Raw genomic sequence first — 25,398 nt, forward strand, 5'->3', positions numbered from 1 at the left:
CCACTGCCGGTGCGCGGGATCATACCTGTCAGTCAAGACGACCACACTCATTCCCCGGCAAACTGCGTTCCGGAACCCGTCCGGTCCCGTACCAATGCCACGATCTGCTCAACCTGGTCGGCCTGGGTCAGGGCCGTGGTATCGATTCGTACCGCGTCCCGGGCTTCCACCGTTTGCAGTGCATCCGCCCGATCTCGGGCGACCAGCTGATCGACCTCGACCGCAATCTCGTCGTCCGAAGGCCGCCGCGACAGCCTCTGGATCAGCCGACGCCTCGCCCGTTCCGACGGATCGGCGACCAGAAAGATCTTGACTTGCGCGGACGGAAAGACTGCGGTTCCCATGTCGCGACCATCGACGACCACGTCATAGAGCCGCCCCACCTCGCGAACCCGAGTGTTGACCCAGTGCCGCACCGGTTCCATTTGGGCCACCCGGGGCACGACGGCAGTCACCGGACTCCCCCGGATCTCGTCGCCGAGGTCCTCGTCCCCGATTCGGGGGACAAACGAGGTATCCTGAGGCACCAGCTCGATCCCCTCCACCGCCCGCACGATTGCCTCGGCCTGCCATTCGTCCACAGGTCCGCAGCTCCTCAGGGCGACCGCCGCCGCGGCGCGGTACAGCGCCCCGGAGTCGACATGCCGGAAGCCGAGTTCCTTGGCGACCCATTGCGCGGTCGACGACTTCCCCGAAGCGGCAGGCCCATCGATGGCAACGACGATGGGTCGGTCAGGGGCTGGGGGCAATGCGGGCAAGGTCGGTGAAGAAGCCGGGATAGGACACGTCAACGCATGACGGCGCATCCAACGCGAGCGAGACACCGGACGCGACCGACAATATGGCGAAGGCCATGGCGATCCTGTGGTCCCCGCGCGTCGCGATTGGCGCTGGGCGAATGACCCCGCCGCCCCGGACGGCGAAGCCGTCGGGGTACTCCTCGGCCTCCACCCCACACCGCCGCAGGTTCTCGACCACCGCGCCGAGGCGGTCGCTTTCCTTGACGCGAAGTTCGCCGGCACCTCGCACACTCGTCTCGCCCTCGGCGAAGGCGGCCAGCACGGCGAGGACCGGGATCTCGTCGACGAGATCGGGCACTTCATGGGCCTCGACCACCGTGCCGCGCAGGGGGGATGCATGGACCACCAGGTCGCCTACGACCTCGCCCCCGGCAATGCGCTCGTTATGCACGTCAAAGATCCCGCCCATGCGCTCGAGGACGCGGAGGAACCCCGTGCGTCGAGGATTGAGCAGCACACCGCGCAGTGTGAGCGAGCCGCGGGCAGCCGCCGTGGCCAGCACCGCGAAGAAGGCGGCGGACGATGGATCGGCCGGCACGTCGTACCGCGCAGCGGGAATCGCCACAGGCGGTGAGAGTTCGAGCCAGCCGTCGCGCTGGACCAGGTCGACCCCAAGCGACTGCAGCATCCGTTCGGTATGGTCGCGCGTGGGGAGCGGCTCACGCACAGCAACCGGCACCCCCGCGCACAGGCCGGCGAGGAGCACCCCGCTCTTGACCTGGGCGCTCGGCACTTCGGTGGTGTACCTCACGGAGCGGAGTCCCCCGCCCCGCACCTCCATCGGCAGCTGCCCCACGGTACCGCGCCAATGAATGCCGGCCCCCATCTCGGCCAGCGGTTCGGCAATCCGTCGCATGGGCCGCGCCCGGAGCGAGGCGTCCCCGTCAAACAGGGCAACACTGTCCTGAGCGGCCGCGAGCCCGGCGAGGAGGCGGGCCGTCGTACCCGAGTTCTCGCAGTCGAGGCTCACGTCAACCGGGGGATGTTTCAGCCGCAACCCGCGCCCCTCGATCGCGATGGCTGCCCCCAGCGCGGGCATCGCCCGACCGAGGTGCCCGAGACACGCGGCGGTCGCGCGCGTATCGGCCGAGGCGAGGATCCCGTGGATCTCGGATTGACCCGTCCCAAGCGAGGCGAGGATCAACGCCCGGTGCGAAATCGACTTGTCGCCCGGCAGGTCCAGCGCGCCTTGCACCACAAGGTGTCGCATCCCTAACGCAGCCACCCTTCCAGTGCGGTCGCAAGATCGGTCTTTTCGTCCCGGTACTTCACGATCACCGGAGTTTGCAGGGACAGTCCCTCCGCCTCGCCCCAGGCCCCCCGCACCCGGCGCGCCCCGGGGACCACGACCGCCCCAGCCGGGATCTCGAGGGGGGCGTCCGCACTCCCGCGGTAGACCCGCTCCTGCACCAGGTCGTAGACCGGCGTTCCCCGGGTGAGGACGACCCCGGCCGCAAGGACGGCCCGTGCCCGTACAACCGTCCCTTCATAGACCCCGCAGTTCCCGCCAACCACCACTTCGTCCTCGATCACCACCGGGGCCGCATTCACGGGTTCGAGGACGCCACCGATCTGCGCGGCAGCACTCAGGTGGACGCGCGCCCCGACTTGCGCGCACGATCCCACCAGAGCGTGCGAGTCGATCATCGTCCCCGGCCCGACCCACGCCCCAACGTTCACGAACATCGGCGGCATGCAAACCACGCCCGGGGCGAGATACGCCCCGGCCCGCACCGACGAGCCACCCGGCACCACGCGAACCGCATCCGACAGGGTGAACCGACGCAGGGGGATCGTGTGCTTGTCAAAGAAGGGGAACATCCCTTCGTCGTCCATGCGGATGATGCGCCCCACGCGGAAGGCGAGCAGGATCCCCTGCTTCACCCACGGCACCGCGCGCCAGGTCCCCGCATGGTCCTGCTCGGCCGACCGCAGCTCCCCATGCTCCAGGCCGTCGATCAGCTGGGCGACGACGATTTCCGCGTCAGGCGGGAGCGCCACCCCGGGCGGGTAGGCTGCCAACTCGGCGATCTGTGCGGCGAGCGCCGCCACCCGGTCACCCCCCATCAGGCGAGCGCGCCCGCCGCTCGCAGGGCCTCGCGCACAGTCGCCTCATGAGACGCGGCGAGCGGCACCAACGGAAGACGGACGTGGTTCGTGATGTGGCCGAGGAACGACACGGCGGCCTTTACCGGGATCGGGTTTGACTCCACAAACGCGGCATGCATCCAGGGGAGCAGGCGGCGGTGGATTACTCGTGCGGCGGCCAGGTCGCCCGACGCGCACGCGTCCACCAGCTCGGCCATCGCTCGCGGGGTGGCATTACTCGTGACCGAGATGACCCCCTCGCCGCCTAACGCCATGACGGGCAGCGTGAGGGCATCATCACCGGACAGCACCACGAAATGCGGTGGCCGGTCCCGCAGGATGTCGCCGATCTGCCCGATGTTCCCGGACGCTTCCTTGATGCCGACGATGTGCGGCAGCTCGGCGAGACGCAGTGCGGTCCGGGTTTCGATGTTGCTCCCCGTGCGCCCGGGGACGTTATACACGATCACCGGCAGGTCGACCGCGTCCGTGATCGCCCGGAAGTGCGCCTCGATCCCCCGCTGCGGGGGCTTGTTGTACATCGGCGAGACATGCAGCGCATGCGTCGCGCCGTGTCGCTGCGCCGCGCGCGTGAGGGCAATCGCGCGGGCCGTGTCGTTTGCCCCCGCGCCGGCCACGACCGGGATCCGTCCGGCCACCTGCTCCACCGTGATCGCAATGACGCGCTCGTGTTCGGCCGTGGTGAGCGTCGCCGCTTCACCGGTGGAGCCGCAGGGGACGACGAAGTGCACCCCCTCCCGCACCTGCCACTCGACAAAGGCGCGCAGCGCCGCTTCATCCACGGCCCCATCGGCCGAAAACGGCGTGACCAGCGCGGTCCCGCATCCGGTCAGCGGTCGCACGGTCATCGGGGCAACCCCAGCACATCACGCATCGTGAACACTCCTTGCCTGCCGTGGAGCCAGTGGGCCGCATGCAACGCGCCGTCGGCGAAGACCCGTCGGTCCCGCGCCTCGTGTGTCAGGGCAATCTGCTCGAAGGGTCCATCGAAGAGGAGGGTGTGCTCCCCCGGCACACTCCCCACCCGCACACTCATGACGGGGATGTCGCGCCCAAGAGTCCTGGCGGCGGCGTCGCGAATGGTCACAGCGGTGCCGGACGGGGCGTCGAGCTTGGCGCGATGGTGGGTTTCCACGATGGCCGCGTCGTACTGCGGATGCCCCGCGAACAAGGCACCGGCCCGGGCGGCCAGTTCGGTGAGCAGCGCCACGCCAATCGAGAAGTTCGAGGCGAGCAGGAGGGCGCCGGCACACGCGTGCGATTCCTCGATCGCGGCGGGTTGCTGCGCCTGCCACCCCGTGGTCCCGCACACGACCGGGATCCCGTTGCGGAGGCACGCCAGCACGTTCGCCGACGCCGCCGTGGGCACCGACACCTCGATCGCGACATCCACCCGGTCGGCGAAGGTCGCGATCCCGGCAGCGTCCGTGTTGTCCGATGCCCGGAGCACGTCCACCACCTCGTCCCCGCGCTCGCGAGCCAGGGTCTCGATCGCCCGCCCCATCCGGCCTGCCCCAACGATCAACAGCTTCACGGGGTCGCCGGAAAGAAGGCGTCATGGAGCCGACCCATCGCCGTCCCCACCTGGTCCCCATCGACGATCATCGTGAGGTTGATGGCGCTCGCCGACAGCGACAGCATGTGCACCCGCAGGTCGCGCAGCGCCCCAAGCGCGGCCGCCATCGCCTGGCTCGACTCGCCCATCCCGGCGCCGACGAGGGCGACAATCCCCCGGTTGCGTTCGACGGAGACGTCGCCGAGCGCCGACAACTCGACCACGAGTGAATCGAGATGCGTGGCGTCGTCGATGGTGGCGCTCACGGAGATCTCTGACGTAGCCACCACGTCCACCGAGGTCCGGTGGCGATCGAAGATGTCAAATATGGTCCGCAAGAATCCGTGCTGCAGGAGCATGCGCGGGCTGCGCACCTTGACGATGGTCACCCCCGTCTTGCCCGCGATCGCGCTCACCGGCCGACGCGGGGCCTCGAAGGTGATAAGTGTCCCCGTCCCCTGCGGCTTTCGCGAGTTGAAGATCCAGACCGGGATCCCCAGCCGCACGGCCGGCGAAATGGTACTCGGGTGCAGCACCTTCGCCCCGAACGACGCCAACTCACTGGCCTCGTCAAACCGGATGCGATCGATGAGTCGCGCGGACGGCACCACGCGCGGGTCCGCGGTCAGCATCCCGTCGACATCGGTCCAGATTTCGATGGCCTCCGCGCCTAACGCGGCCCCGAACAACGAGGCGCTGTAGTCCGAGCCCCCGCGTCCCAGGGTGGTGGTGATCCCATGATCAGTCGCGCCGACGTACCCGCCCACGACGGGCACCTGTCCCTGGGCCAGCAACGGCCGCAGCACACGCTGCGACGCTTCGGCAATGCGATCGGGACGAGGCTCGGCCTTCTCGAACAGGTCAGTCGTGATCATGACCGTGGTCGCGTCCACCCAGGTCGCCGGGACACCACGCTCCCGAAACGCGGCGACCACCAACACGCTCGACAGCAGCTCCCCCTTGGCGGCGATTGCATCGCGCGCGCGCGGCGTGGCATGCCCCAGGGTGGACAACGCCTCGGCGAGATGGGCCAGCTCATCGAACGTGGCGCCAAGCTCGGCCTGGACCTCGTGCAGCCCGGGACCGGGCGACAGCAATCGCTCGGCGGCCTCAAGGTGACGGTCGCGCAGCGCCTCCACCCCGCGAATCGCCGAGATGAGTTGGCCTTCGGACGCCTGCTGGGTGATGGCGATCAGCGCATTGGTCGCGCCACCAAGCGCGGAGACGACCACCAACGGTTGGCGCGGCAGCCGCTCCCGGACGATGGCCGCCGCGCGGTCGATCGCGTCGGCGTCGCCAACGGAGGTGCCACCAAACTTGACGACGATCATGCGAGCGGCACGGCGCCCTGCGCCACGAGCACTTCCGCGTTGAGGATCGAGCCGCCCGCCGCACCACGGATGGTGTTGTGCCCGAGCACAACGAACTTCACGTGGAACAGCGGGTCCGGACGGATCCGGCCGACGCTCACTGTCATCCCGCGCCCCGCCTCGACGTCGCGGCGCGTTTGGGGCCGGTCCCGCTCGGCCATCACGCGGAGCGGCACGGATGGCGCCGAGGGCAGGCCGCGGCAAATCGCATGTCCCTGCCATCCCAAGAGCGCCGCGTGTACATCCTCTGTCGTGACCGGTCGCGCAAACGAAACAGAGAGGCACGCCATGTGCCCATTCATCGTGGGCACACGGTTCGCGTGGGCACTCACCGTGAAGGGAGCGTCCGCGATGCGCCCCGCCTCGAACCGCCCGAGCATCTTGTTCATCTCGCGCTCGATCTTTGACTCTTCATCCCCGATGTAGGGAATCACGTTCCCCATGATGTCCAGTGAGGGCACCCCCGGGTACCCGGCTCCAGAGACAGCTTGCATCGTCGTCACGAAGACACGCTCGACGCCAAACGCGGCGTGGACGGGGGCCAGGGCCATCGCGGCGACGGTGGCGGCGCAATTGGCATTGGTGACGATTCCACCGGCCCAGCCCCTCTGGACACGCTGCGCGTCGAGAAGACCGAGGTGGTCGGCGTTCACCTCGGGGATAACGAGCGGGACGTCCGGGTCCATCCGGTAGTTCTTTGCGTTGCTGAGCACCAGGCGACCAGCGCCGGCAAAGGCCGCCTCGATCTCACCAGCCACCCCACTGTCCAGGGCGGAGAAGACGATGGGCGATCGCACCGCCTCGGGGCGACACGCGACGACGGTGAGGTCGGCGACCGAGGCCGGCATCATTCCCTCGATCCAGCGCGTCGCCGCGTCGTATCGCTGCCCGGCGGAACGCTCCGACGCCGCAACCTCGGCGACGCGAAACCAGGGATGCCCTTCGAGCAATCGGACAAAAGTCTGCCCGACGGCGCCCGTTGCGCCGAGCACGGCCACGGGGATCGGTGAGGTTGGTACGGGCATCGTCAGGCGGGGAGCAGGGCGGAGACCAGGCGCTGGTAGGCGTCGACGGCCGACCGCAACTCGGCGACGGACACGTGTTCATCCGGGGTGTGTGCCACGTGAATCGACCCGGGCCCGAAGAGGAGCGGCGTCCCCCAGCGATCGAGCAACGGGATGTCCGAGGTATAGGCGACCGGCGTCGTCTCGAACCCGTCGATCGTATGGAAGAACTGCGCCGGGATGTACGAACCGTAGGAAATCTCCGCGCGTCCCGCGACCCACGACTCGAGGCGCGCCTTCACCACCCCGACATCCCCAACGAGACGAAACATCAGCTCGCTCTCGCACTCCCCGGGGATGATGTTGGCCTCGGTGCCACCACGGATGGTGCCGATGTTCACCGTCGTCTCTCCCAGCCGCTCGTCGGTCGGCCAGCCCACATCACGCAAGGTCGGCAGGAGCGCGAGCATGGGCTCGATGGCCGACGCGCCCAGGTGTGGATACGCCGAGTGCGCCTCGCGGCCGCGGATTCGCAGGGTGACGCGCTGCGATCCCTTGCAGCCGATGGCGAGTCGCGACTCGGTGGGCTCGCCATTGACCAGCCAACGGCTCGTGGCCGGCAGCCGGTTCGCCATCCGCGCGCCGTCGGAGCCCTTCTCTTCCCCGACGACCAACAACAGGTCCACACGGTCCTCGCCGCGTGCCGCCATCGCATCCGCCGCGCAGAGCATGGCCGCAGCAATCCCCTTGGCGTCGCAGCTCCCGCGACCGTACAACACATCACCATCGAGGCGCGGCGGCACGTATGGCGGCACCGTATCGAGGTGCGTGGACAGCGTCACGCCACCGCCGGCCCGTGAGGCCCAGACGTTGCCACGTCCCGGCGAGACTTCCTGCACGGTCACGTTCCACCCGCGCGAGATGAGCCATCGCGAGACAAAGTCGACGGCCCGCCCCTCCCCGCCGGTGGGAGACTCGATGGCCAGCAACTCTGCGGCGAGGGAGACAACGTCAGTCATGCGAACGGTGATCGGTGAAAGCACGTGATGCGAAGGGCGGGATTCGAACCCGCACTCCCTTGCGGGAAGGGGATTTTAAGTCCCCCGCGTCTACCATTTCGCCACCCTCGCGTGACCGCGAATAATAGCGCGCGGACCTGCGTCGCCGGCTATCCGGCTAGTGCTCGATGGTCGCGCCGTGACTCGCGCGCGTCCGCCAGATACGGGGCTGATGCCCCCAGCGCATCGGAAAGTCGCTCATCACGCGTGCGCCAAGAACCTCGAGCGCATCCGCCTCCCCGACAGCGATGACGCATCCCCCCCACCCCGCACCCGTCAAGCGTGCCCCTTCGACGCCCGGCGTCGCCACGGCGAGGGCGACCACCCAGTCCAGCTCGGGGGACGAGCACTCGTAGTCGTCGCGCAGCGAGGCTTGCGATGCCGCGAGCCACGGACCTAACGACTCGCCCTTGGCCAACGCCTCGACCACGGCGCCCACCCGCGCCGATTCTCGCACCACGTGGCGGGCCCGTCGTCGCACCTCCCCATCGAGGAGTGATTCGATGGAGGCCACGGAGGCATGGGCCAGGACATCGAGGCCGGGATCGTGCTCCTGGAGGATGGCAAGGGCGCGGCGGCACGTCGACTGCCGCTCAGCGAACGCGGAGCCCCGAAGCGTCCGGGGCACCGCCGTGTCGATCACGAGCACCTCGCGATCAAAGGGCACGTGCTGCAGGCGACCGGAATCGCACCAGATACGCAGGGCATGACCCGCGCTCGCGCACGCGCTTGCCGACTGGTCCATGATGCCGCACGGCACCCCCACAAACTCGCGCTCGGCCCGGTGAGCACGTTGCGCAACCATGGAAAGGTCCCGTACCGACGCCCGATCGGTGAGGTACGCGGCCGCGAGAACGGTCGCGACTTCAAGCGCGGCCGAGGAGCTGAGTCCTGCCCCTGCTGGCACCTCGCTGGCGACCGCGACGGCCCACGCGCCGCCTTCCCCCGTCAGTGCGCGCACTTCACGCAGGGCGCCGTGGACATAATCCCACCATGCACCGGCCGGTTGGGTGTCTGCCAGCGCGAAGGTCCCGGTGCCTCGCAGCTCGCGAGAGATGGCACGGCAGCGATCACCGGGGCCGCGCCCAATTGCCACCGAGGTGCGCCGATCGATAGCCATCGGGAGCACCTCGCCGCCGTTGTAGTCCGTGTGCTCCCCGATGAGGTTCACCCGCCCCGGGGCGGATGCGATGACATCGGGGGCACGACCGTAGGCGCTGCGAAACAGCTCAGCCGCAGCGCCTGCGCTCACGGACGAACGCCGAGCACGTGCACGGACAGCCAGAGCATGTAGGCGAGCAAGCCGGCGAGTGATGCGTCCCCGCCATTCTCCACTCCACGGCCGTCCGCATCGACAAACTCGGTCGCGAGGCCGCTGTGCAGCGGCGCGCGGCGAAACCAGGCCAGGACCTCATTTGCCTCCGGGCCCAGCAAGTGCGCCACCTGGCGCACCAGGACACTGGGCTCCAGCTCGAGCGATCGCACCGTGCGGCGGTACACAGGGTCCGACCGGTCCGCCGCATCGTACATCGGCAGCCAGACCACGGAAGCCGACGGGTCGTCATCGGCAACGGCCTCGCCGGCCAGGTTCACGGCAGACATCAGGATCGACTTTCCGTTGCGTTCCCGGGTGAAGTGCTCGGCACAGGCCGCCCGCACAGCATCCGGGTCGTCGACCTGCGTCGCCGTCTCCTCGTCCAGGGTGCGACGGAAGACGTCCATCGCCATCGCTGCCACGGCGTTGCCATGCAGGGTATAGGCGAACGGGGTGGGATGACCCGCCGGTGACACCTCGGTCGAGAACAGGGCCACGTCTTCACGTCGTCGGGCGCGCATGTCGTCAAAAGCGCCGTACAACGTGTCGGCAATCACCGGCTCCTCGACGACCTGTTCGTCACTGGTCTCGCGGATGTAGCGCTCGATGGCGATGGCGTAGGCACCGGCGCCCTCCAGCGAGAACCCTGGTTCGAACAAGGTGCCGTCCAGATAGCGCACCCCCTGACCGGGGGAGTAGCCGTGCAATTCGCAGGCGCGGAGCAGCAACTCGCGGGCGAGAGGCGCATCGGCGAGTTGGATCGCCGGGAGGGTCCACATGAGGGCTTCCCACTCGCGCACCGTGACGCCGCGCGAGTGCCACGGGACCCGCGTCCGCATGAGGTAGAAATGGGCGTCGTCCAGCGCCCGGCCCACGCCATAGAAATAGGCAAAGAGCAGGTTGCGGTTGATCAGGGCGTCCAGCGTCTCGTTTCCCGTCGTTTGTTCAAGGGAACGCAGGGCGTCTCGTGTTGCGGTGAGGAGGTAGCGCCAGCCGCGGCGTCGCATCACGGCGACGGTGGCTTCTGCCCCATCTCCTTCGGGTCCCACGGCGAGAAAGAAGGCCGTGTCGGCGTGGCCCCGTGGGGGCAGGCGAACCTCGCGGCGGATCACGTAGGACCCGTCGGTGACGTCGATGGTTGAGGTCCCATCGGCCCCGATCGCCAGGGACGCCAGCCCCGGAACAGCACTGCCGGAGAGAACGACAGCGTCCGTGGTGCCGCGGCGCACGGCGTGCGCATCGAGGAACGGTCGCGGGACCCGCACGCGCAGCTGACGGTGCCCGAGGGTCCCGTCCAGCCCAACCGTCAGTCGCTTGGCGGTGGCGGAGCGATTCTCGAAAGCCAGGGCATACACGGCACCGGCCGTATCTGCGTCGCGACCGTAGGGGGCGAACACGGTCGCCCGCACGATCACATCACCGATCGTGGCGGTGAAGGTCGGGAGCCAACCGTAGGCACGCTCCCAGACGAGACCTTCGGCCGCCCACGCCACGGGGACGCCGTCAATCGCAAGGAATGGCTTGGCAAGTGCGGGCGCATTCCCCTCGCTGAACTCCTCCCCCCCAGCGAACTCAACCGCGGCCCGCGCCGCGCGGTGGATCACCCCGATGGCGTGGAGGGACCCGTCCGTGGGATGGATGCACGGGAGGGCAATCCAGTGATTGCCGGTGATCTGCCAGGGAACGGACGGGACGGGAATCGGCTGCACGTACGGGGGGCGGGCTGAAGGAAGAGCGCAAGTTAGCGTGTCTCTGGGCTGTGGCGCGCCGGAACCGACGGCGATTACCCGGGGTCGTACGATCCCTCGTCCCCCAAGGTGTATCTTTCGCGCCCGCATGAGCTTCCCATTCCCAGTACTACGCTCCTTCGCCGTCCGGGGCCTGATTCGCCGGGCCACCGCCGCCGCGGCCGTGCTGTCCCTGCCGACTGCCCTGCACGCGCAGCGCGTCCTGGGGCCCACCACCGATGCCACCGTTGTCCCGCGGGGGATGCTTCGCGTCACGACCGGCCCCGAGTGGGCGCGCGGCCATGAGCGCTACTCCGCGGGACGCGGACGCGTCCCGAAGGGTGAGCTCGAACCGTTCGCCGCGGACTTCAACGTAGACTCCCTTGGGCCCAGCCAGGTGCCGGCGCTGGCGGCGGTGAGCGCTGGGGTGCGTAGCATCGTTGGGGGAACGAACGGGCTCCCCGTGACGCTCGGCGCCCTCGAGAGCCGCTTTGACGTGTCGGTCGCGCGTACACCGATCCACGTGGAGTACGGGGTGACGCGTCGGCTAACCGTCGGCGCCATGTTTCCGCTCGTGAAAACCTGGACGGAGGTATCCGTCCAACCCAACAAGAGCCGCGACGGATCCACCGTGGGGCTCAATCCTCGCGGCTACGGCACCAACCAAACCGTCGTGTCGCAACTGCAGGCTGCGGCGCAGGCGCTCGGCCAGCTACTCCAATCGTGCTCCGGCAGCACGGCGCCGGAATGCACGGCGGTGAACGCCGATCGTGCACGCGCACAAGCGCTGGTGCAGTCCGCGGCGGCGGCGGCAACGGGCGTCGAGGCGGTGTACGGCACGTCGGCGGCGAAACCGGGGAGTCGGTTTGCCCCCGCGGACAGCTCAATACTCCAGCGTTCGATCGCCTCGCGGCTGGGGGCCCTCTCCGCTGACTTCGCCACCTTCCTTGGTGCCCCGACGGGTGGGACCGGGTGGATCACGGCCCGTCCGGTGGGGGCGACACAGTTCAGCTGGGGGAATCTCCAACGTGTCCTGACGGACACCGCGTATGGGATCGGTGCCGACTCGCTCATTTCGGTGGGAATGAACCGCCTCGGCGACGTCGAGGTTGGGGGACGTTTCCTCGTGTTCGACGGCATCGGGGGTGTCCCCCAGTTGGCCAGGCCCACCGGGGTCCGACTGCGACTCGCGATCGAAGGCGTGATGCGATTCGGGACCGCTACGCGTGATTCGATTCACCATTTTGCCGACGTGGGCACGGGGGACGGACAGCGTGACCTCGAGGGTCGCGTCATGGCCGACCTCCTGTTTGGCCGACGGGCATGGGCGAGCGTGTCCGCGCGGTACACGGTGCAGCAGGCCGACGAGCTCCGACAACGCGTCCCCGAGTCGGTTGACGACCCGTTTCCCGGCGCGTCGCGCATCGCCGTGCTCCAGCGAGACCTCGGCGACGCCGTCGCAGTGGAGGTCTCGCCGCGCTACGTCGTCTCCGACAACCTCGGCCTCAGCGCCACCTGGCAGCTCTACCGCAAGGGGTCGGACCGCTACACCGGGAGTGCCGGCACCGACCTCTCCCTGCTCGAGACCGGCAGCGACCAGGTGTTGCAGCGCGCCCTCGTGTCCGTCACGTACTCCACGATGGCGCAGTACTTTCAACAGAAGGCTCGCACGCCGATGGAAGTCAGCCTGACCGTCGGACGCTCGTTGGCCGGCTCCGGCGGACTAATGAAGCAGTCCGTCACGGCGTTGACGGTTCGGGTCTACAACCAACTGCTGGAGGGTCGGCGATGAACAGGCGTTCGGTCGTGTGCGTCCTCGTGCTGGCCGCGTGCAGCGCGACCCTCGATGCCCCCCCGCCCGAGGCACCGGCGATTGCCGTTGCCGTCGCCCCGCAATCGGTGACCTTTCGCGCGGGCACGACCTCACCCATAGTGCAGGTCGTGTTGAGCCGGAACACCACCGCCACCCAGGCCGTGCAGCTTTCCCTCACCGGGTTACCCACGGGCGTGCGCGCGACCCTGACGCCGTCGAACATGGCGCTGAGCGACCGCACCGCCACCCTTGAGCTGCTGGCAACGGCCACGGCCCCGGCCGGGACGTCACTCGTGACGATCAAGGCCGAGAGCGGGACCTTGTCGGTGACCTCGCAACTGAGCGTGACGGTACAGCCGCCGAGCTGACCGCGCTGTCAACGAGCCGGGCCGTCGGACGTCGTCAGGAGCTCCCGCGCGTGCCGCAGGCCTGCGGTGCTCTCCGCCCCACCGAGCATGCGCGCAACCTCGCGGATCCGGTCACGTCCCTCGACACGCTGGAGGTCCGCGGTGGTGACGCCGGCATCGGCCGACTTGGTCACCACCACATGCGCATGCGCCCGGGCGGCCACCTGGGCGAGGTGCGTGATGACCAGCACCTGGTGATCCCCCGCCACGCGCTGCAGCAGGAGTCCCAGCTGTGTCGCCACGCGCCCCCCCACCCCGGCATCGACCTCATCGAACACCAGGGTGGGCACCCGGTGCGTCCGGGTCAGCACGGTCGTCAGGGCCAGCATCACGCGGGAGAGTTCCCCACCCGAGGCCACACGGGCGAGGGGGCGCGGGTCGTGCCCCAGGTTCAACGAGGTGACGAACGAGACATCTTCCCCTCCCTGCCGTGTCGGTTCCGCGAGCGGGGTGAGGGCCACGGCAAAACGGCCGTCCACGAGCCCGAGGTCCGGGAACACCCGCGTCACCTGCTCAGACAAACGACCGGCAGCTTCCGCGCGCGCCGCCCGCAACGCGGTCGTCGCCGCGGCGAGATCTCGCTCGCAGCCGGCCACGCGCTGCGCCAGCGCCCCAAGGTCGGTGGCCGCGGTATCGAGCAGGTCCAGTTCGCCCTGGGCCGTGGCCAGGGCCGCCAACACTTCCTCGATGGTGCCACCATGTTTCCGCACCAGGCGATCCACCAGGTCGCGCCGACGCTCCACCTCCGCGAGGCGCCCGGGGTCGGCCTCGAGCGCCCCCTCGTAGTGCGTGAGGTCGCGGGCGGCGTCTTTCAGCTGGTCCATGACCCCCTCCAGCTGACCGACGAGGGCTTCGAGCGATGGATCCAGTCGGGCCGCCGCGGCGAGCACCCGGCGCGCCTGGCCTAACGAATCCACGGTACTCCCCTCGTCGCCATCGAGGGTGGCCAGTGCCTGCCCCACGTGCAGTCGCAGCTCCTCGACGTGCGCCAGGCGCCGCGCTTCTTCCGCCAGGCGTGCCTCCTCACCGGCAACCAAGCGCGCATCGGCGATTTCCTGGACCACGTGCCGCAGGTAGTCCGCGCGCTTGATCGCCTCGCTGCGACGGCGCGTCAGTCGCTCGATCTGCGTCCGGACGGCCACCAGCGCATCGAAGGCCGCGGCCACCCGGTCCCGGAGCGGAAGGGCGCCCGCAAACCGGTCAACGATCTCGCGCTGGACCTCGGGATCCAGCAACCCCCGAGCGTCGTGCTGGCCGTGGATGTTGATGAGCTGCGCGCCAACCTGGGCGAGCGAGGTCGTCGTCACCGACACGTCGTTCACCCAGGCGCGGCTACGTCCCGCGGCAGAGACCTCGCGGCGCAAGACCACGCGCCCTTCGTCCAGCGCAATCCCCTGCGCGTCGAGCATGGGTGCGAGGGCATCGACCGCCGCACCGGCGAAACTCGCCGCAACGCTCAGTCGGTCGCACCCGGTGCGCACGTCGTCCGCGCTGGCACGGCCACCAGACAACAAGCCGAGTGCCTCGACGATGATCGACTTGCCCGCCCCGGTCTCGCCGGTCAGCACATTGAACCCAGGGGACAGCGCGAGGGTCACGCTGTCGACGATGGCCAGGTTGCGAATCGAGAGTTCCGTCAGCACGTCGGCTCGCCGCGGCTCAGGCCCCGCCCCACCCGAGCTTGTGGCGCATGCGGGCGAAGAAGGTGGTCTCGGGAAAGCGCACCAACTCCACGCGCCGCTCCGCCCGGCGAACGGACAGGACATCGCCGTGCACGAACTCAGCGCTTTCCTGTCCATCCACCGTGAGGAGTTGCTCGCTCTCATCATCCGCGACACGCAGGCTCACCGTCGCCCCGGGGGCCAGCAGCAGCGGGCGCACACTGAGGGTATGCGGGGAAATGGGCGTCAGGATGATCGAGTCCAACTCGGGAGAGACGATGGGCCCACCGGAGGACAGCGAGTACGCGCTGGAACCCGTCGGCGTCGCCACAATCAATCCGTCGGCCGCGTACGACGCGATGCGCTCCCCATTGGCATCGATCACCAGGCGGATGACGCGGGCCTTGCCGCCCTGGTGCAGCACGACGTCGTTCAGGGCAAACCAGCTCTCGAGGTCCACCCCACTCCGCGACAACTGGGCCTCAAGCATCATGCGGGACTCGGACACGTAGTCACCCTCGGCAAAGCGACGAATGGCCGTCTCCGCCTCATCGCCCCCGCACGCCGTGAGGAAACCCAACCGACCGAGGTTGACGCCCAGCACCGGCGCGGTGCGCCCGGCCAGGACCCGCGCGCCGCGCAGGAAGGTCCCATCGCCGCCTAACGTCACCAGGCCGTCGACCTGCTCGGGGTCATCCATCCGCATCGCCTGCGGGACCAACTCATGCAGGGTGGGTTCGAAAGCCAAGGCCACTCCCGCGGCCGGCGCCACGCGCAGGAGGCGATCGAGGAAGGACGCAAGCTCCGGATACTCCCGGTTGCCGACGACGCCGAGCACCTTCATCCGGCGACCGCCTCGCTGCCATGAACCGCACGCACCCGGTCCGCAATGCCCGCCGCGTCCAACCCGCAGGCGGCCAGCTGTCGTGTCCGCGAGGCCGCGTAGATGATCCGGTCCGGCACGCCGTGCGCCACCACGCGCACGGCAGGGTCCATGCGCTGGACCACCGACGCCATGTACGCGCCAAAGCCGTTGATCACCGTCCCTTCTTCCACCACGAGCAGCGCCTGGTGATCGACCAGCAGCCCCTGCAGCGTCGCCTCGTCGTACGGCTTGAGGAAGCGTGCATTCACCACCGTCACGTGCAGCCCTTCGGTGGCCAGGGTCTCCGCCGCCTCGAGGGCCGTGCGCACCATCGTCCCGACCGCGAGGATCGCCACCTCACTCCCCTTCCTCAACACCTCCCAGCTCCCGACCGGGATCGCCGCGATGTCCCGCATGGGCCCCACGATGTCCGGCGCCGCGTCGCGCGGGTACCGGAGCGCAAAGGGACCCTCGTGGCCGACCCCGGTGCGAAGCAGCGCGAGCATCTCGGTCCCGTCCTTGGGAGCGGACACCACAACGTTAGGCACGGCGAGCAGGTACGCGATGTCGTAGAGCCCCATGTGCGTCTCGCCATCCTCGCCGACCAACCCCGCCCGATCCATGCACAGCGTCACTGGCAGGTTCTGGATCGCGACGTCATGGATGATGTTGTCGTACGCCCGCTGCAGGAACGTCGAGTAGATCGCCGCCACGGGGCGCACGCCGCGCGTCGCCATCCCGGCGGCGAAGGTGATCGCATGCCCCTCGGCGATGCCCACGTCGAAGAAGCGCTGGGGATGAGCCTTCGCCACGAGCCCGGTCCCCGTGCCGCCGGGCATCGCGGCGGTAATGGTCACCACGCGGGCGTCCTCCTCCATCAGCTCCGACAGGCCGCGGCCGAACACCGCCGTATAGGCCGGGTTGGCGGTCGAAGCCTTGAGCTGCTTGCCCGTGGCCGGGTCGTGCCCAGGGGGGAGGGCATGCCACTTCTCCCCATGTTCCCCGGCCGGGAAACCGCGTCCCTTTTGCGTGACCACGTGCACGAGGCGCGGGCCTCCCATCGCACGCACCGCCCCCAAGGTGTCGACGAGCTGCCCGAGGTCGTGCCCATCGATCGGGCCGAAGTAGCGGAAGCCCAACTCCTCGAACAACACGCCCGGCGTCAGGAAGGACTTCACGCTCTCCTCCCACTTCCGCACCAGGGTCTCGATGGCGTGGTTCTTCTCGATCAGTTCACCGATCTTTGAGCGCACCCGGTTGTAGATGGGGTTGCGTTGCACTTGGGTCAGGTACTTCGACATCGCGCCCACGTTAGGCGCGATGGACATCTCATTGTCGTTGAGGATGACGATGATGTCCCGATCCGAGTGGCCGGCGTTGTTGAGCGCCTCGTACGCGAGCCCGCTGGTGAGCGAGCCGTCGCCGATGACGGCGACCACCTTGTATCCGTCCCCGAGCACGTCCCGCCCCGCCGCAATGCCGAGCGCGGCACTGATCGACGTGGCTGCGTGCCCGGCACCGAAGGCATCGTAGGGGCTTTCGCTGCGCTTGAGGAATCCCGAAACGCCGCCTTCCTGCCGCAACGTCTCGAGTTGCGCGTTGCGCCCCGTCAGGACCTTGTGCGGATAGCCCTGGTGACCGACATCCCACACCACCTGGTCGGTCGGTGTGTCAAAGACATAGTGCAGCGCCACGGTCAGCTCGACCACACCCAGGCCAGCGCCGATGTGACCTCCGGTGCGCGAGCAAACGTCGATGATGCGCTGGCGCACCTCCTCGGCCACCTGCGGCAGCTCCTCACGGGCGCAGCGCTTGAGGTCCGAGGGTTCGGAAATGCGGTCGAGGCACGACATGGTCATTGCAAGTTGCCGACGCTCAGGCGGAAGGGGAAGCGCTACGACGGGCGATTGACCGCGAACCGTGCCAGGCGCTCGAGGTCGAACGAACGGAGGTTGGCCGCGTGTAACACGTCGCAGGCGCCATCCACCAGCGCGGCGGCCCGGGCGCGGGCGCCGTCCAAGCCGAGGAGCGAGGGGTACGTGCTCTTGGCGAGGGCAATGTCGCGCCCTGCGGTCTTGCCAAGGGTCTCGGTCGTGGCGGTCACATCGAGGATATCGTCGGCGATCTGGAAAGCGAGTCCCACCTGGTCACCAAATGCGGCCAGGGCTCGCCGGGTTTCAGCGCTCGCACCCGCCGCGAGTCCCCCCACCACGACCGAGGCCGCGATCAGCGACCCGGTCTTGCCGCGATGGATCTCCTCCAGCTCCGCGAGTGACACGGCCCGGCCCTCGGCTTCGAGATCCATCAGCTGCCCTCCGACCATTCCTTCGGCCCCGGACGCCCGCATGAGCGTCTGGACGATTTCGGCGGCGGTGGTCGGGCTGTTGCCCAAGGCGCGAGACGCTCGCCAGGCCGCGCGCGCCGCCAGGGGGATCATCGCCAGCCCAACGACAGTCGCCACCGGCACGCCGTAGACCCGGTGTAGCGTGGGCCGGCCGCGTCGCATGTCGTCGTCGTCCATGCACGGCAGGTCATCGTGTACGAGCGAATACGCGTGGATTGCCTCGACGGCGGCAGCCAGGGATTGAACCTGCCCACGACCGCCGCAGGCCCGGTACGCGTGCAGCACCAGGAGGCCGCGCACACGCTTGCCGCCGCCTGCCAACGCGTAGCCAATCGCTTCCGCGACCGTTCCGGCCAAAGAGTCGCGCGCAGCGGCAGCGAGGGACTCCAGCGCCACGTCGATGGCCGCGCGATCCTGTGCATCGACTCCAGCGCGATCCTGCGATTCAGCCACCGGAATGCTCCGTCACCTCCAGGATACCGCCCGCCCGCGCCACCAGCACCTTGACGCTCTCCTCGGCGCGGCCCAGCGCCTCACTTGCAGAGCGAAGGTGCGTGATTCCTTCGCCAAACAGCGCCAGAGAGCGATCAAGGGTGATGCTCGGTTGTTCGAGCTCTTCCACGATCGCCTCGAGACGTTGGATGGCGTCCTCGAATCGCACGTCCATGGGATCGCCTCCTATGACAGCAAAGTGTCCGGCGGTGCACCTGGCTCGACACGCGCCTGGAATTGCCCATCGTTAACCCGCACCCGCACGGTGTCGCCGACGGTGACCTGCGTCCTGCTCCGTACCAGCTCGCCATCCATCTGCGTCACCACGGCGTAGCCGCGCTCGAGTGTGGCGAGCGGGCTGAGCGCATGGAGACGACCGGACAGTCCCGCGAGGGTCATGCGGTGCCGCGACACAAGTCCCTGCGAGGCGGAGCTGGCGCGTCGGGCGATGGACTCCAGCCGTCGCCGTTTTTCCTCGATGCGCCAGGTCGCCGCGTCGGCGAGTCGTTGCGCGAGGCGACGCGTCTCGCGCTGCATGTCCGACAGCAGCGGCACCACCTTCTCGGCGGCCGCCGACGGCGTCGGTGCGCGAAAGTCCGCGACCAGGTCGCAGATCGTGATGTCCACTTCGTGCCCGACGGCCGAGACGATGGGGACTGGGCTGTCGGCCACCTTGCGCGCCAGCTTTTCGTCGTTGAATCCCCACAGGTCTTCCCGCGACCCGCCCCCGCGCCCGATGATGATCACGTCGGCCTGGCCCCACCGGTAGCAGCGATCGAGGGCGAGCCGGAGCGAACGCGGCGCTTCTTCGCCCTGCACCACGGCCGGCACAAGGATCACCTCCACCAACGGGTTGCGGCGTCGCGCGACCGAGATCACGTCGTGCAAGGCCGCGCCGTCCGGGCTCGTGATGACGGCCACGCGGCGCGGAAAGAACGGCAGGGGTCGACGACGGGACTCGTCGAGCAGGCCATCCGCCGCCAACCGTCCCTTGACCTCGTCGAACGCCTTGCGCCACAGCCCATCGCCGGCCGCCTCGAGGTTGCGCACGATGAACTGGAGGTCGGTGCGCCCGATAAACACATCGAACTGGCCAAAGGCCGCAACCTGCATTCCCTCTTCAGGGGCCGTGGGCACCCGCCACGTGTTGGACGCCCACAGCACGCAGCGCAGCGACGCATCGCGCCCCTTGAGCGTGAAGTACCAGTGCCCGTTGCGGTGCCGCGTGAACTGGGACACCTCGCCAGCCACCCACAACGGCGGGAAGCTCCCCTGCACCATCGTGCGAACGAGCCGGGCCAGGTCGTCGACGGGAAACGCCGTCGCCGCCGTGTCACCCGGCACGACCTCGCCCGGTCCGACCGGGCTCCGGGCGCCGCCCGTGTTCCGTCGCGGACGCCCGCCCCCGCTCACCGACCCGCCTGACGAGCCGCGCGCACGGTGTTCTTCAGCAGCATGGCGATGGTCATCGGCCCCACGCCCCCCGGCACCGGCGTGATCATCCCGGCTACGGCGCTCGCGCTCTCGAAGTGCACGTCGCCGACGATGCGATACCCCTTGGGCTGCGTCGCATCTGTCACCCGGTTGATCCCCACGTCGATCACGACCGCGCCGGGTCGGATCATGTCCCCGGTGATCACCTCGGGCTTGCCGATCGCCGCGATGACGATGTCCGCGCGGCGCGTGTGTGCGGCCAGGTCCTTCGTGCGCGAATGGCAGATGGTCACCGTGCAGTTGGCGCCCGCGCCCTGCTGGACGAGCAACGCCGCCATCGGCTTGCCGACGATGTTGCTGCGCCCGACGATGACCGCTTCCTTGCCGGTGGTGTCGACCCCGTATCGCACCAGCAGCTCCTGCACGCCTGCCGGGGTGCACGGGGCGAAGCCGTCCTTTTCACCGATCAGCAGCTTGCCGACGTTCACCGGGTGAAAGCCGTCGACATCCTTCGCCGGGTCGATGCGCCGCACGATGGTGTTCTCGTCCATGTGCTTGGGCAACGGGCTCTGCACCAGGATCCCATGCACCGTCGGGTCGGCGTTAAGCCGGTCGATGAGTGCCTCGAGCTCGGCCTGGGGGGTCTCCGCGGGGAGGCGAATCGTCTCCCCCTTCATCCCCAGCTCCTTGCTCATCTTTTCCTTGGAGCGGACGTAGACGGTGCTCGCGGGATCCTCTCCCACCAACACCACCGTTAACCCCGGCGTGATGCCGCGCGCCTTGAGCTCGTTGACCTCGAGCTGCACATCGTCGCGGACCGCCTTCGCCACCGCCACCCCATCGATCCTGGTGGCGCCCGTGCTGGAATCACCGTGCGACATCGACTGCCCTCGTTTCGCGGATGAGTACAACCTTGATTTGCCCCGGGTACTGCAACTCCGACTCGATGCGGCGCGCGATCTCCTCGGCCATCGCGGCCATGCGGTTGTCGTCCACCGTCTCGGGTGTCACGACCACACGCACTTCACGCCCAGCCTGAATGGCGAAGACGCGATCCACGCCGCGGTAGCTCGACGCGATCTTCTCCAGTCCTTCGAGCCGCTTGACGTACGTCTCAAACGCTTCGCGCCGGGCACCGGGACGCGACCCACTGATCGCGTCGGCGGCCTGCACCAGGACGGAGACCTCGCTCTCGTGCGGCACGTCGTCGTGGTGCGCCGCAATGCAGTTCACGATGAGCGGGTGTTCGCCGAACTTCGTCGCGACTTCCACCCCCAGCTGCACGTGGGTGCCTTCGTGTTCGTGCGTGAGAACCTTGCCCACGTCGTGCAGCAGGGCGCCGCGCTTCGCCATCGTCACGTCCAGCCCAAGCTCGGCCGCCATGATCCCGGCGAGGTGCGCGACTTCCTTGGAGTGGTCCAGGATGTTCTGGCCGTAGGAGGTGCGCCACTTCATGCGCCCGATGAGCTTGATCAGCTCGGGGTGCAACCCGTGGATCCCCGTTTCGTACGCGGCACGCTCGCCCAGCTCGACGATCTGCGCGTCGACCTCGCGTCGTGACTTTGCGACGACCTCCTCGATGCGGCCGGGGTGAATCCGACCGTCGGCGACGAGTTTCTCCAGCGCCAGGCGGGCCACCTCACGGCGGACGGGGTCGAAGCACGACACCACCACTGTGTCCGGCGTGTCGTCGATCACGACGTCGACCCCGGTCGCCAGCTCGAAGGCCCGAATGTTCCGGCCCTCGCGCCCGATGATGCGCCCCTTCATCTCGTCATTCGGCAGCGAGACCGAAGAGACTGAGATCTCCGACGTGTGCTCGGAGGCGATCCGCTGCACGGCCAGGGCGACGATCTTCTTGGCCTCCCGCTCGGCGTTCCGCTTGGCCCCCTCGCGGATCTCGCGAATGCGGTTCGCCGCGTCTGCTTCCGCCTCACGTTCCAGGCGCGAAATGAGTTCGGTCTTGGCCTCGGAAGCCGACATGCCGGCCAGGCTCTCCAGGCGGCGGCGCTCATCGGCGACCAGGCGGTCGAGTTCGGCCTCGCGGTCGCCGACCCCCTTTTCCTTGCGGCCGAGGTCGCTGGCGCGACGACCGAGGTCCCGTTCGCGCTGGTCGAGAAGATCGAACTTCTTGTCTAGCTGATTCTCGCGCTCCTGGACGCGACGTTCCTCCCGCTCGACCTCCTCCCGCCGGTGCCGGGCCTCAGACTCCCAGGCTTCCCGGGCCTTCATCAGCTCTTCCTTGCCGGAGAGCACCGCGTTCTTGCGGAGCGAGTCGGCCTCGCGCTCGGCCTCGGCGACGATCCGCTTGCCGGTCTCTTCCGCGGTGGCCTTCGCCAGCGCCTGTTCGGCAATGGCGGCGCGCCTTCCGGCGCCTCGACCCAAAATAAAAAACGCCACGGAGGCGACGACAACGAGTCCGCCTAACGCAGCGAGTAGCGTTTGGTCCATGATCTATGCTCCATCGCGAAGCGAGCCGCGAGGTTCAGGGATTTCGCCGACCGGAACGAGAGCGGGATCCGTGGGGACTCTGGGCCTTCGGCTGGCGCCGACGTGGGGCGCGAGGTGGAAGGCGCTAAGTCGTGACAGGTCCGCGACCTACGTGCCGACAGGTGCGATCACGTGGCAAGCTACGGAGTCCCCGTCAGGGGGGCAAGGCAACCAATGTGACGCTGAAAGGGGATGCTGGAATTTCCTGCGCGGGTGTGTAATGTGGCCCAATGCTGAGACGACGCGTTCTGATCGCTCTGGTAGCGTTGGGCTGGGGTCTCCTGGCCCTAGTCGCTGTGCCAGCCACCATTCGGTCCGCCTATAGGCGGGAGTCCCTTGAGGTTCTGAACCAGGCCATCAGCGGCCGCGAAGTCCACCTCGTACAGCACTACTTGGGATTGTGGTACCGGGCCGCCGCGCTCCTTTCCGCCCTGATGTTCGTGGCGATCGTCGCGGCACGGTATGGCCCGTCGTTCGTCGGCCGCTGCCGCGAACGCTTCCACAAGCGCGGGGCCACGGCTGTACCGGAGTTCGAGTCCCGACCACTGTTGGCGGCCACGGGGGTGGCAGCCCTCTCGTTCGGGATGCTGGAAGCCGCCGTCTCGTACCTTCGTTCCAATCTACTGTTTGAGCCCGGCGGTGAGGACACCCCGGCCGAGGCGCTGTGGATGGCTCCGCTGGATGCCGTCGCACTGGCTGTACTCGTGGTACTGCTCCTGCTCCTGCTCCAGCGCGCATCGGGGGGGCGGCTCCGCGCGGGTCGTCTGGCTTTGCCCATCGTCCTCGCCCTCGGTGTCGCGGGAGTCATGCTCGCGTTCAAGGTTCTGCTGCACCCGGTAGCCATGGCGCTCCTCAGCATCGGCGCCGGATCCGCCGGATCCCGGCTGGCCTCCCTGTTCACGCCGGAGATCAGGCAGCATGCCGACCGCTGGTTGGTGCGGGGTGCAGGCGTGTTCCTTCTCCTCCCGTTGGTGCCAGCGACCTTCCGAGTGATCGGCAGCTCCATGAGAGTGGACGGCGCGGCCCCTGCTCGGGCGGATGGTCCGAACGTCATCGTCCTGATCTGGGACACCGTTCGCGCCGCGAACCTGTCGCTCCATGGGTACTCACGTCCGACGTCGCCGGTCCTGGACTCGGTGGCGACGCACGGGGTCGCGTTCGACTGGGCCTTCGCAACGGCGCCGTGGTCGCTCCCCTCCCACGCTGGGATGATGACCGGACGGCTTCCACACGAGCTGAGCACGGGCTTCCGACTCCCGATGGACGCGCGGTACCCAACAATTGGCGAGGTCATGCAACGTGCGGGATACGCCACCGCGGGATTCACGGCCAACCTCGTGTATGGCTCGGCGAAATTCGGGATCGGCCGCGGCCTGCAGCACTATGACGACCAGCCGCCGGTCTCCGCCGTCCTGGTGGCGGCGCGAGGACAGTTGACGCGGCGCTTGATGGAGCGGGTTCGGGAGGCGCAAGGTACGCAGCAGCGGATGTTCCGGCGGCGCGCGGACCATGTCAACGCATCATTCTTCCGCTGGATCGATGGGCTTCCGGATCGGCCGTTCCTCGCGGTGCTGAATCACTTCGACGCGCACGAACCCTACGCTCCGCCGCCGCCATTCAACAGGACGTTCTCCGCCCCCGGCGAGCGCTACTGGATCCACGACGCGACGGCTCCCGTCCCCGACTCTGCGACGCTCATCCAGCTCCGGAACGCGTACGATGGCGGGATTCGTTACCTCGACGCACAACTGGAGGCCTTGCTCGCGGGGCTGCGGGCCCGCGGAAAGCTCGACCGAACGATCCTGATCATCACGAGCGATCATGGCGAGGAATTCGGCGAGCATGGCAATGCGGTCTACGGCCACATGAAGAGCCTGTACAATGGCGTCTTGCACGTGCCGATGGTCATTGTTGCCCCAGGCCTGCTGCCTGCAGGGACACGCTCGGACACCCCGGTGAGCATCCGCGACATTCCCGCGACCATCGTGGACCTCACTGGAGTGCGCGACACCGCGTCGTTCCCCGGCCGCTCCCTCGCTGCCGCGCTGCGCGACTCCGTCCCAAGCGGGGAGGCGTTCTCCGTGATCGAGCGACATCCGTACGGCCGTCCGGCATGGCCGTCGTCGGGTGGCGATCTCTACGCGGCCGTCGAGGGACACATGAAGCTGATCCAGAGCCGCAAGTCCTCGTTGCTATTCGACCTCGACGCCGACTACATGGAACGGCGTGACATCAGTGCGGAGCAGCCTGACATCGCACGTCAGCTGTACGCGGCGTTGGACAGCGTCTTCGGCCCGTTAGGCAAGCGCCGGGCGCGTCGCTGACCCGACCTCACGTTACAGCCGGAAAATCCCCGCTTTCGCCGCGCTTCGCCGGCGGGAGCCATCGACGTACCTCGGTCGAAAGCGCGTCGATCTCGTCTTCGACATCCTGACGCGCCGCCCGGGACTTCAGTAGTTGGTCGGTGATCTGCAGGGCCGCCAGGATCGCCGCCTTTTGCATTTCGATCACCGGGCTCGTATTCAAGACCTGCTTGATCGCCCGGTCGACGTGCTCGGCAACGGCCCGGGTGTGCTCCGGGGTCTCGTCGCTCCGGATCGTGAACTCCTCCCCGACAATCGAGACCTTGACCGCGTGGCGTTTTTCGCTCACGGGGCCCCCGTTCCCGACGGCCCGACGGGACGCGAACCCTGCTGACGGACAAACTTCACACGTGCCGCCAGCTGCCGGGTTCGGTTGGCCCCGAACGCCAGCCGCGACTTGAGTTCGGCATTCTCGAGCTCGAGAGCGCGGACCCGCTCCAAGGTCGCTAGATCACTGCCGACCGTCGCGGCGCCCTCTAGCGCGCGGACGCGTGCTTCGGCTGCCTGCGCCCGGCGCCGGAATCCGGCCAACTCATCGCCGAGGGCGCGAACCAGCGCATCCAACTGCCGCAACGCAGGTGAGGCCACGGG

General features: G+C 68.5%; 23 protein-coding genes and 1 tRNA gene. 3 read left to right on the plus strand and 21 right to left on the minus strand.

The window, feature by feature from the left end:
• Positions 1-47: 47 nt before the first annotated feature.
• The 11 genes from cmk to IPK85_18685 all read right to left on the minus strand — a co-directional run bounded on the left by cmk (position 48) and on the right by IPK85_18685 (position 10,920).
• Positions 48-749: a (d)CMP kinase gene (gene cmk, locus IPK85_18635; GenBank protein ID MBK8249391.1), complete on the minus strand. Its 702-nt coding sequence runs from the start codon at positions 747-749 to the stop codon at positions 48-50.
• Entirely contained in the window at positions 733-2,010 is a 1,278-nt protein-coding gene (aroA, locus tag IPK85_18640) for a 3-phosphoshikimate 1-carboxyvinyltransferase (GenBank protein MBK8249392.1), read from the minus strand. Before aroA ends, cmk begins: the two co-directional genes overlap by 17 nt.
• 2 nt (positions 2,011-2,012) lie before the next feature.
• On the minus strand, positions 2,013-2,867 hold the full coding sequence (locus IPK85_18645) for a 2,3,4,5-tetrahydropyridine-2,6-dicarboxylate N-succinyltransferase (GenBank protein MBK8249393.1): 855 nt from the start codon (positions 2,865-2,867) through the stop codon (positions 2,013-2,015).
• Positions 2,867-3,757 carry a 4-hydroxy-tetrahydrodipicolinate synthase gene (locus IPK85_18650; protein MBK8249394.1) on the minus strand — a complete coding sequence of 297 codons (891 nt, stop codon included), beginning with the start codon at positions 3,755-3,757 and terminating at the stop codon, positions 2,867-2,869. Before IPK85_18650 ends, IPK85_18645 begins: the two co-directional genes overlap by 1 nt.
• Positions 3,754-4,443, minus strand: a complete 690-nt coding sequence (locus IPK85_18655) for a 4-hydroxy-tetrahydrodipicolinate reductase (protein ID MBK8249395.1) — start codon at positions 4,441-4,443, stop codon at positions 3,754-3,756. The genes IPK85_18650 and IPK85_18655 overlap by 4 nt, the downstream gene beginning before the upstream one ends.
• Entirely contained in the window at positions 4,440-5,795 is a 1,356-nt protein-coding gene (lysC, locus tag IPK85_18660) for a lysine-sensitive aspartokinase 3 (GenBank protein ID MBK8249396.1), read from the minus strand. Before lysC ends, IPK85_18655 begins: the two co-directional genes overlap by 4 nt.
• Entirely contained in the window at positions 5,792-6,859 is a 1,068-nt protein-coding gene (asd, locus tag IPK85_18665; GenBank protein MBK8249397.1) for an aspartate-semialdehyde dehydrogenase, read from the minus strand. The genes lysC and asd overlap by 4 nt, the downstream gene beginning before the upstream one ends.
• A 2-nt stretch (positions 6,860-6,861) precedes the next feature.
• Positions 6,862-7,857: a M20/M25/M40 family metallo-hydrolase gene (locus tag IPK85_18670; protein MBK8249398.1), complete on the minus strand. Its 996-nt coding sequence runs from the start codon at positions 7,855-7,857 to the stop codon at positions 6,862-6,864.
• Positions 7,858-7,885: 28 nt separating this feature from the next.
• A tRNA-Leu gene (locus tag IPK85_18675) sits at positions 7,886-7,968 on the minus strand.
• Positions 7,969-8,014: 46 nt separating this feature from the next.
• Complete coding sequence (galK, locus tag IPK85_18680) at positions 8,015-9,148, minus strand: galactokinase (GenBank protein ID MBK8249399.1); 1,134 nt, start codon at positions 9,146-9,148, stop codon at positions 8,015-8,017.
• Entirely contained in the window at positions 9,145-10,920 is a 1,776-nt protein-coding gene (locus IPK85_18685) for a hypothetical protein (GenBank protein MBK8249400.1), read from the minus strand. The genes galK and IPK85_18685 overlap by 4 nt, the downstream gene beginning before the upstream one ends.
• Positions 10,921-11,047: 127 nt before the next feature.
• On the opposite strand from IPK85_18685, the gene IPK85_18690 reads away from it, so the two are divergent.
• A complete protein-coding gene (locus IPK85_18690) occupies positions 11,048-12,730 on the plus strand; it encodes a hypothetical protein (protein MBK8249401.1) in 1,683 nt (560 codons plus the stop codon).
• Positions 12,727-13,119: a hypothetical protein gene (locus tag IPK85_18695; GenBank protein MBK8249402.1), complete on the plus strand. Its 393-nt coding sequence runs from the start codon at positions 12,727-12,729 to the stop codon at positions 13,117-13,119. Before IPK85_18690 ends, IPK85_18695 begins: the two co-directional genes overlap by 4 nt.
• 8 nt (positions 13,120-13,127) lie before the next feature.
• Here the strand turns inward: IPK85_18695 and recN are convergent, their stop codons facing one another.
• The 8 genes from recN to rny all read right to left on the minus strand — a co-directional run bounded on the left by recN (position 13,128) and on the right by rny (position 22,405).
• Entirely contained in the window at positions 13,128-14,801 is a 1,674-nt protein-coding gene (gene recN / locus IPK85_18700; protein MBK8249403.1) for a DNA repair protein RecN, read from the minus strand.
• Between the two features lie 16 nt (positions 14,802-14,817).
• Positions 14,818-15,663 (minus strand): NAD(+)/NADH kinase, encoded by an 846-nt coding sequence (locus IPK85_18705; protein MBK8249404.1) that lies wholly within the window; start codon positions 15,661-15,663, stop codon positions 14,818-14,820.
• Positions 15,660-17,537 (minus strand): 1-deoxy-D-xylulose-5-phosphate synthase, encoded by a 1,878-nt coding sequence (locus IPK85_18710; GenBank protein ID MBK8249405.1) that lies wholly within the window; start codon positions 17,535-17,537, stop codon positions 15,660-15,662. The genes IPK85_18705 and IPK85_18710 overlap by 4 nt, the downstream gene beginning before the upstream one ends.
• A 41-nt stretch (positions 17,538-17,578) precedes the next feature.
• Positions 17,579-18,481: a polyprenyl synthetase family protein gene (locus IPK85_18715; protein MBK8249406.1), complete on the minus strand. Its 903-nt coding sequence runs from the start codon at positions 18,479-18,481 to the stop codon at positions 17,579-17,581.
• Positions 18,474-18,695 carry an exodeoxyribonuclease VII small subunit gene (gene xseB / locus IPK85_18720; protein MBK8249407.1) on the minus strand — a complete coding sequence of 74 codons (222 nt, stop codon included), beginning with the start codon at positions 18,693-18,695 and terminating at the stop codon, positions 18,474-18,476. Before xseB ends, IPK85_18715 begins: the two co-directional genes overlap by 8 nt.
• A gap of 11 nt (positions 18,696-18,706) precedes the next feature.
• Entirely contained in the window at positions 18,707-19,864 is a 1,158-nt protein-coding gene (xseA, locus tag IPK85_18725) for an exodeoxyribonuclease VII large subunit (protein MBK8249408.1), read from the minus strand.
• A gap of 65 nt (positions 19,865-19,929) precedes the next feature.
• Complete coding sequence (gene folD, locus IPK85_18730; GenBank protein MBK8249409.1) at positions 19,930-20,835, minus strand: bifunctional methylenetetrahydrofolate dehydrogenase/methenyltetrahydrofolate cyclohydrolase FolD; 906 nt, start codon at positions 20,833-20,835, stop codon at positions 19,930-19,932.
• On the minus strand, positions 20,822-22,405 hold the full coding sequence (gene rny, locus IPK85_18735) for a ribonuclease Y (protein ID MBK8249410.1): 1,584 nt from the start codon (positions 22,403-22,405) through the stop codon (positions 20,822-20,824). Before rny ends, folD begins: the two co-directional genes overlap by 14 nt.
• 335 nt (positions 22,406-22,740) lie before the next feature.
• Between rny and IPK85_18740 the strand changes: the two genes are divergently transcribed.
• Complete coding sequence (locus IPK85_18740) at positions 22,741-24,768, plus strand: sulfatase (protein ID MBK8249411.1); 2,028 nt, start codon at positions 22,741-22,743, stop codon at positions 24,766-24,768.
• A 7-nt stretch (positions 24,769-24,775) separates the two neighbouring features.
• On the opposite strand, the gene IPK85_18745 is transcribed toward IPK85_18740, so the two are convergent.
• On the minus strand, positions 24,776-25,096 hold the full coding sequence (locus tag IPK85_18745) for a cell division protein ZapA (protein MBK8249412.1): 321 nt from the start codon (positions 25,094-25,096) through the stop codon (positions 24,776-24,778).
• On the minus strand, positions 25,093-25,395 hold the full coding sequence (locus IPK85_18750; protein ID MBK8249413.1) for a hypothetical protein: 303 nt from the start codon (positions 25,393-25,395) through the stop codon (positions 25,093-25,095). The genes IPK85_18745 and IPK85_18750 overlap by 4 nt, the downstream gene beginning before the upstream one ends.
• Positions 25,396-25,398 lie beyond the last annotated feature (3 nt).

The sequence above is a fragment of the Gemmatimonadota bacterium genome (assembly GCA_016712265.1).
Classification (GTDB): Bacteria; Gemmatimonadota; Gemmatimonadetes; order Gemmatimonadales; family Gemmatimonadaceae; genus RBC101.

Bases quoted from the DNA above. Each gene is read 5' to 3' on its own strand.
- aroA (MBK8249392.1), bottom strand. From the start codon at position 2,010: ATGCGACACCTTGTGGTGCAAGGCGCGCTGGACCTGCCGGGCGACAAG.
- IPK85_18645 (MBK8249393.1), bottom strand. From the start codon at position 2,867: ATGGGGGGTGACCGGGTGGCGGCGCTCGCCGCACAGATCGCCGAGTTG.
- IPK85_18650 (MBK8249394.1), bottom strand. From the start codon at position 3,757: ATGACCGTGCGACCGCTGACCGGATGCGGGACCGCGCTGGTCACGCCG.
- lysC (MBK8249396.1), bottom strand. From the start codon at position 5,795: ATGATCGTCGTCAAGTTTGGTGGCACCTCCGTTGGCGACGCCGACGCG.
- asd (MBK8249397.1), bottom strand. From the start codon at position 6,859: ATGCCCGTACCAACCTCACCGATCCCCGTGGCCGTGCTCGGCGCAACG.
- IPK85_18670 (MBK8249398.1), bottom strand. From the start codon at position 7,857: ATGACTGACGTTGTCTCCCTCGCCGCAGAGTTGCTGGCCATCGAGTCT.
- IPK85_18690 (MBK8249401.1), top strand. From the start codon at position 11,048: ATGAGCTTCCCATTCCCAGTACTACGCTCCTTCGCCGTCCGGGGCCTG.
- IPK85_18695 (MBK8249402.1), top strand. From the start codon at position 12,727: ATGAACAGGCGTTCGGTCGTGTGCGTCCTCGTGCTGGCCGCGTGCAGC.
- IPK85_18705 (MBK8249404.1), bottom strand. From the start codon at position 15,663: ATGAAGGTGCTCGGCGTCGTCGGCAACCGGGAGTATCCGGAGCTTGCG.
- IPK85_18710 (MBK8249405.1), bottom strand. From the start codon at position 17,537: ATGTCGTGCCTCGACCGCATTTCCGAACCCTCGGACCTCAAGCGCTGC.
- xseB (MBK8249407.1), bottom strand. From the start codon at position 18,695: ATGGACGTGCGATTCGAGGACGCCATCCAACGTCTCGAGGCGATCGTG.
- folD (MBK8249409.1), bottom strand. From the start codon at position 20,835: ATGTCGCACGGTGATTCCAGCACGGGCGCCACCAGGATCGATGGGGTG.
- rny (MBK8249410.1), bottom strand. From the start codon at position 22,405: ATGGACCAAACGCTACTCGCTGCGTTAGGCGGACTCGTTGTCGTCGCC.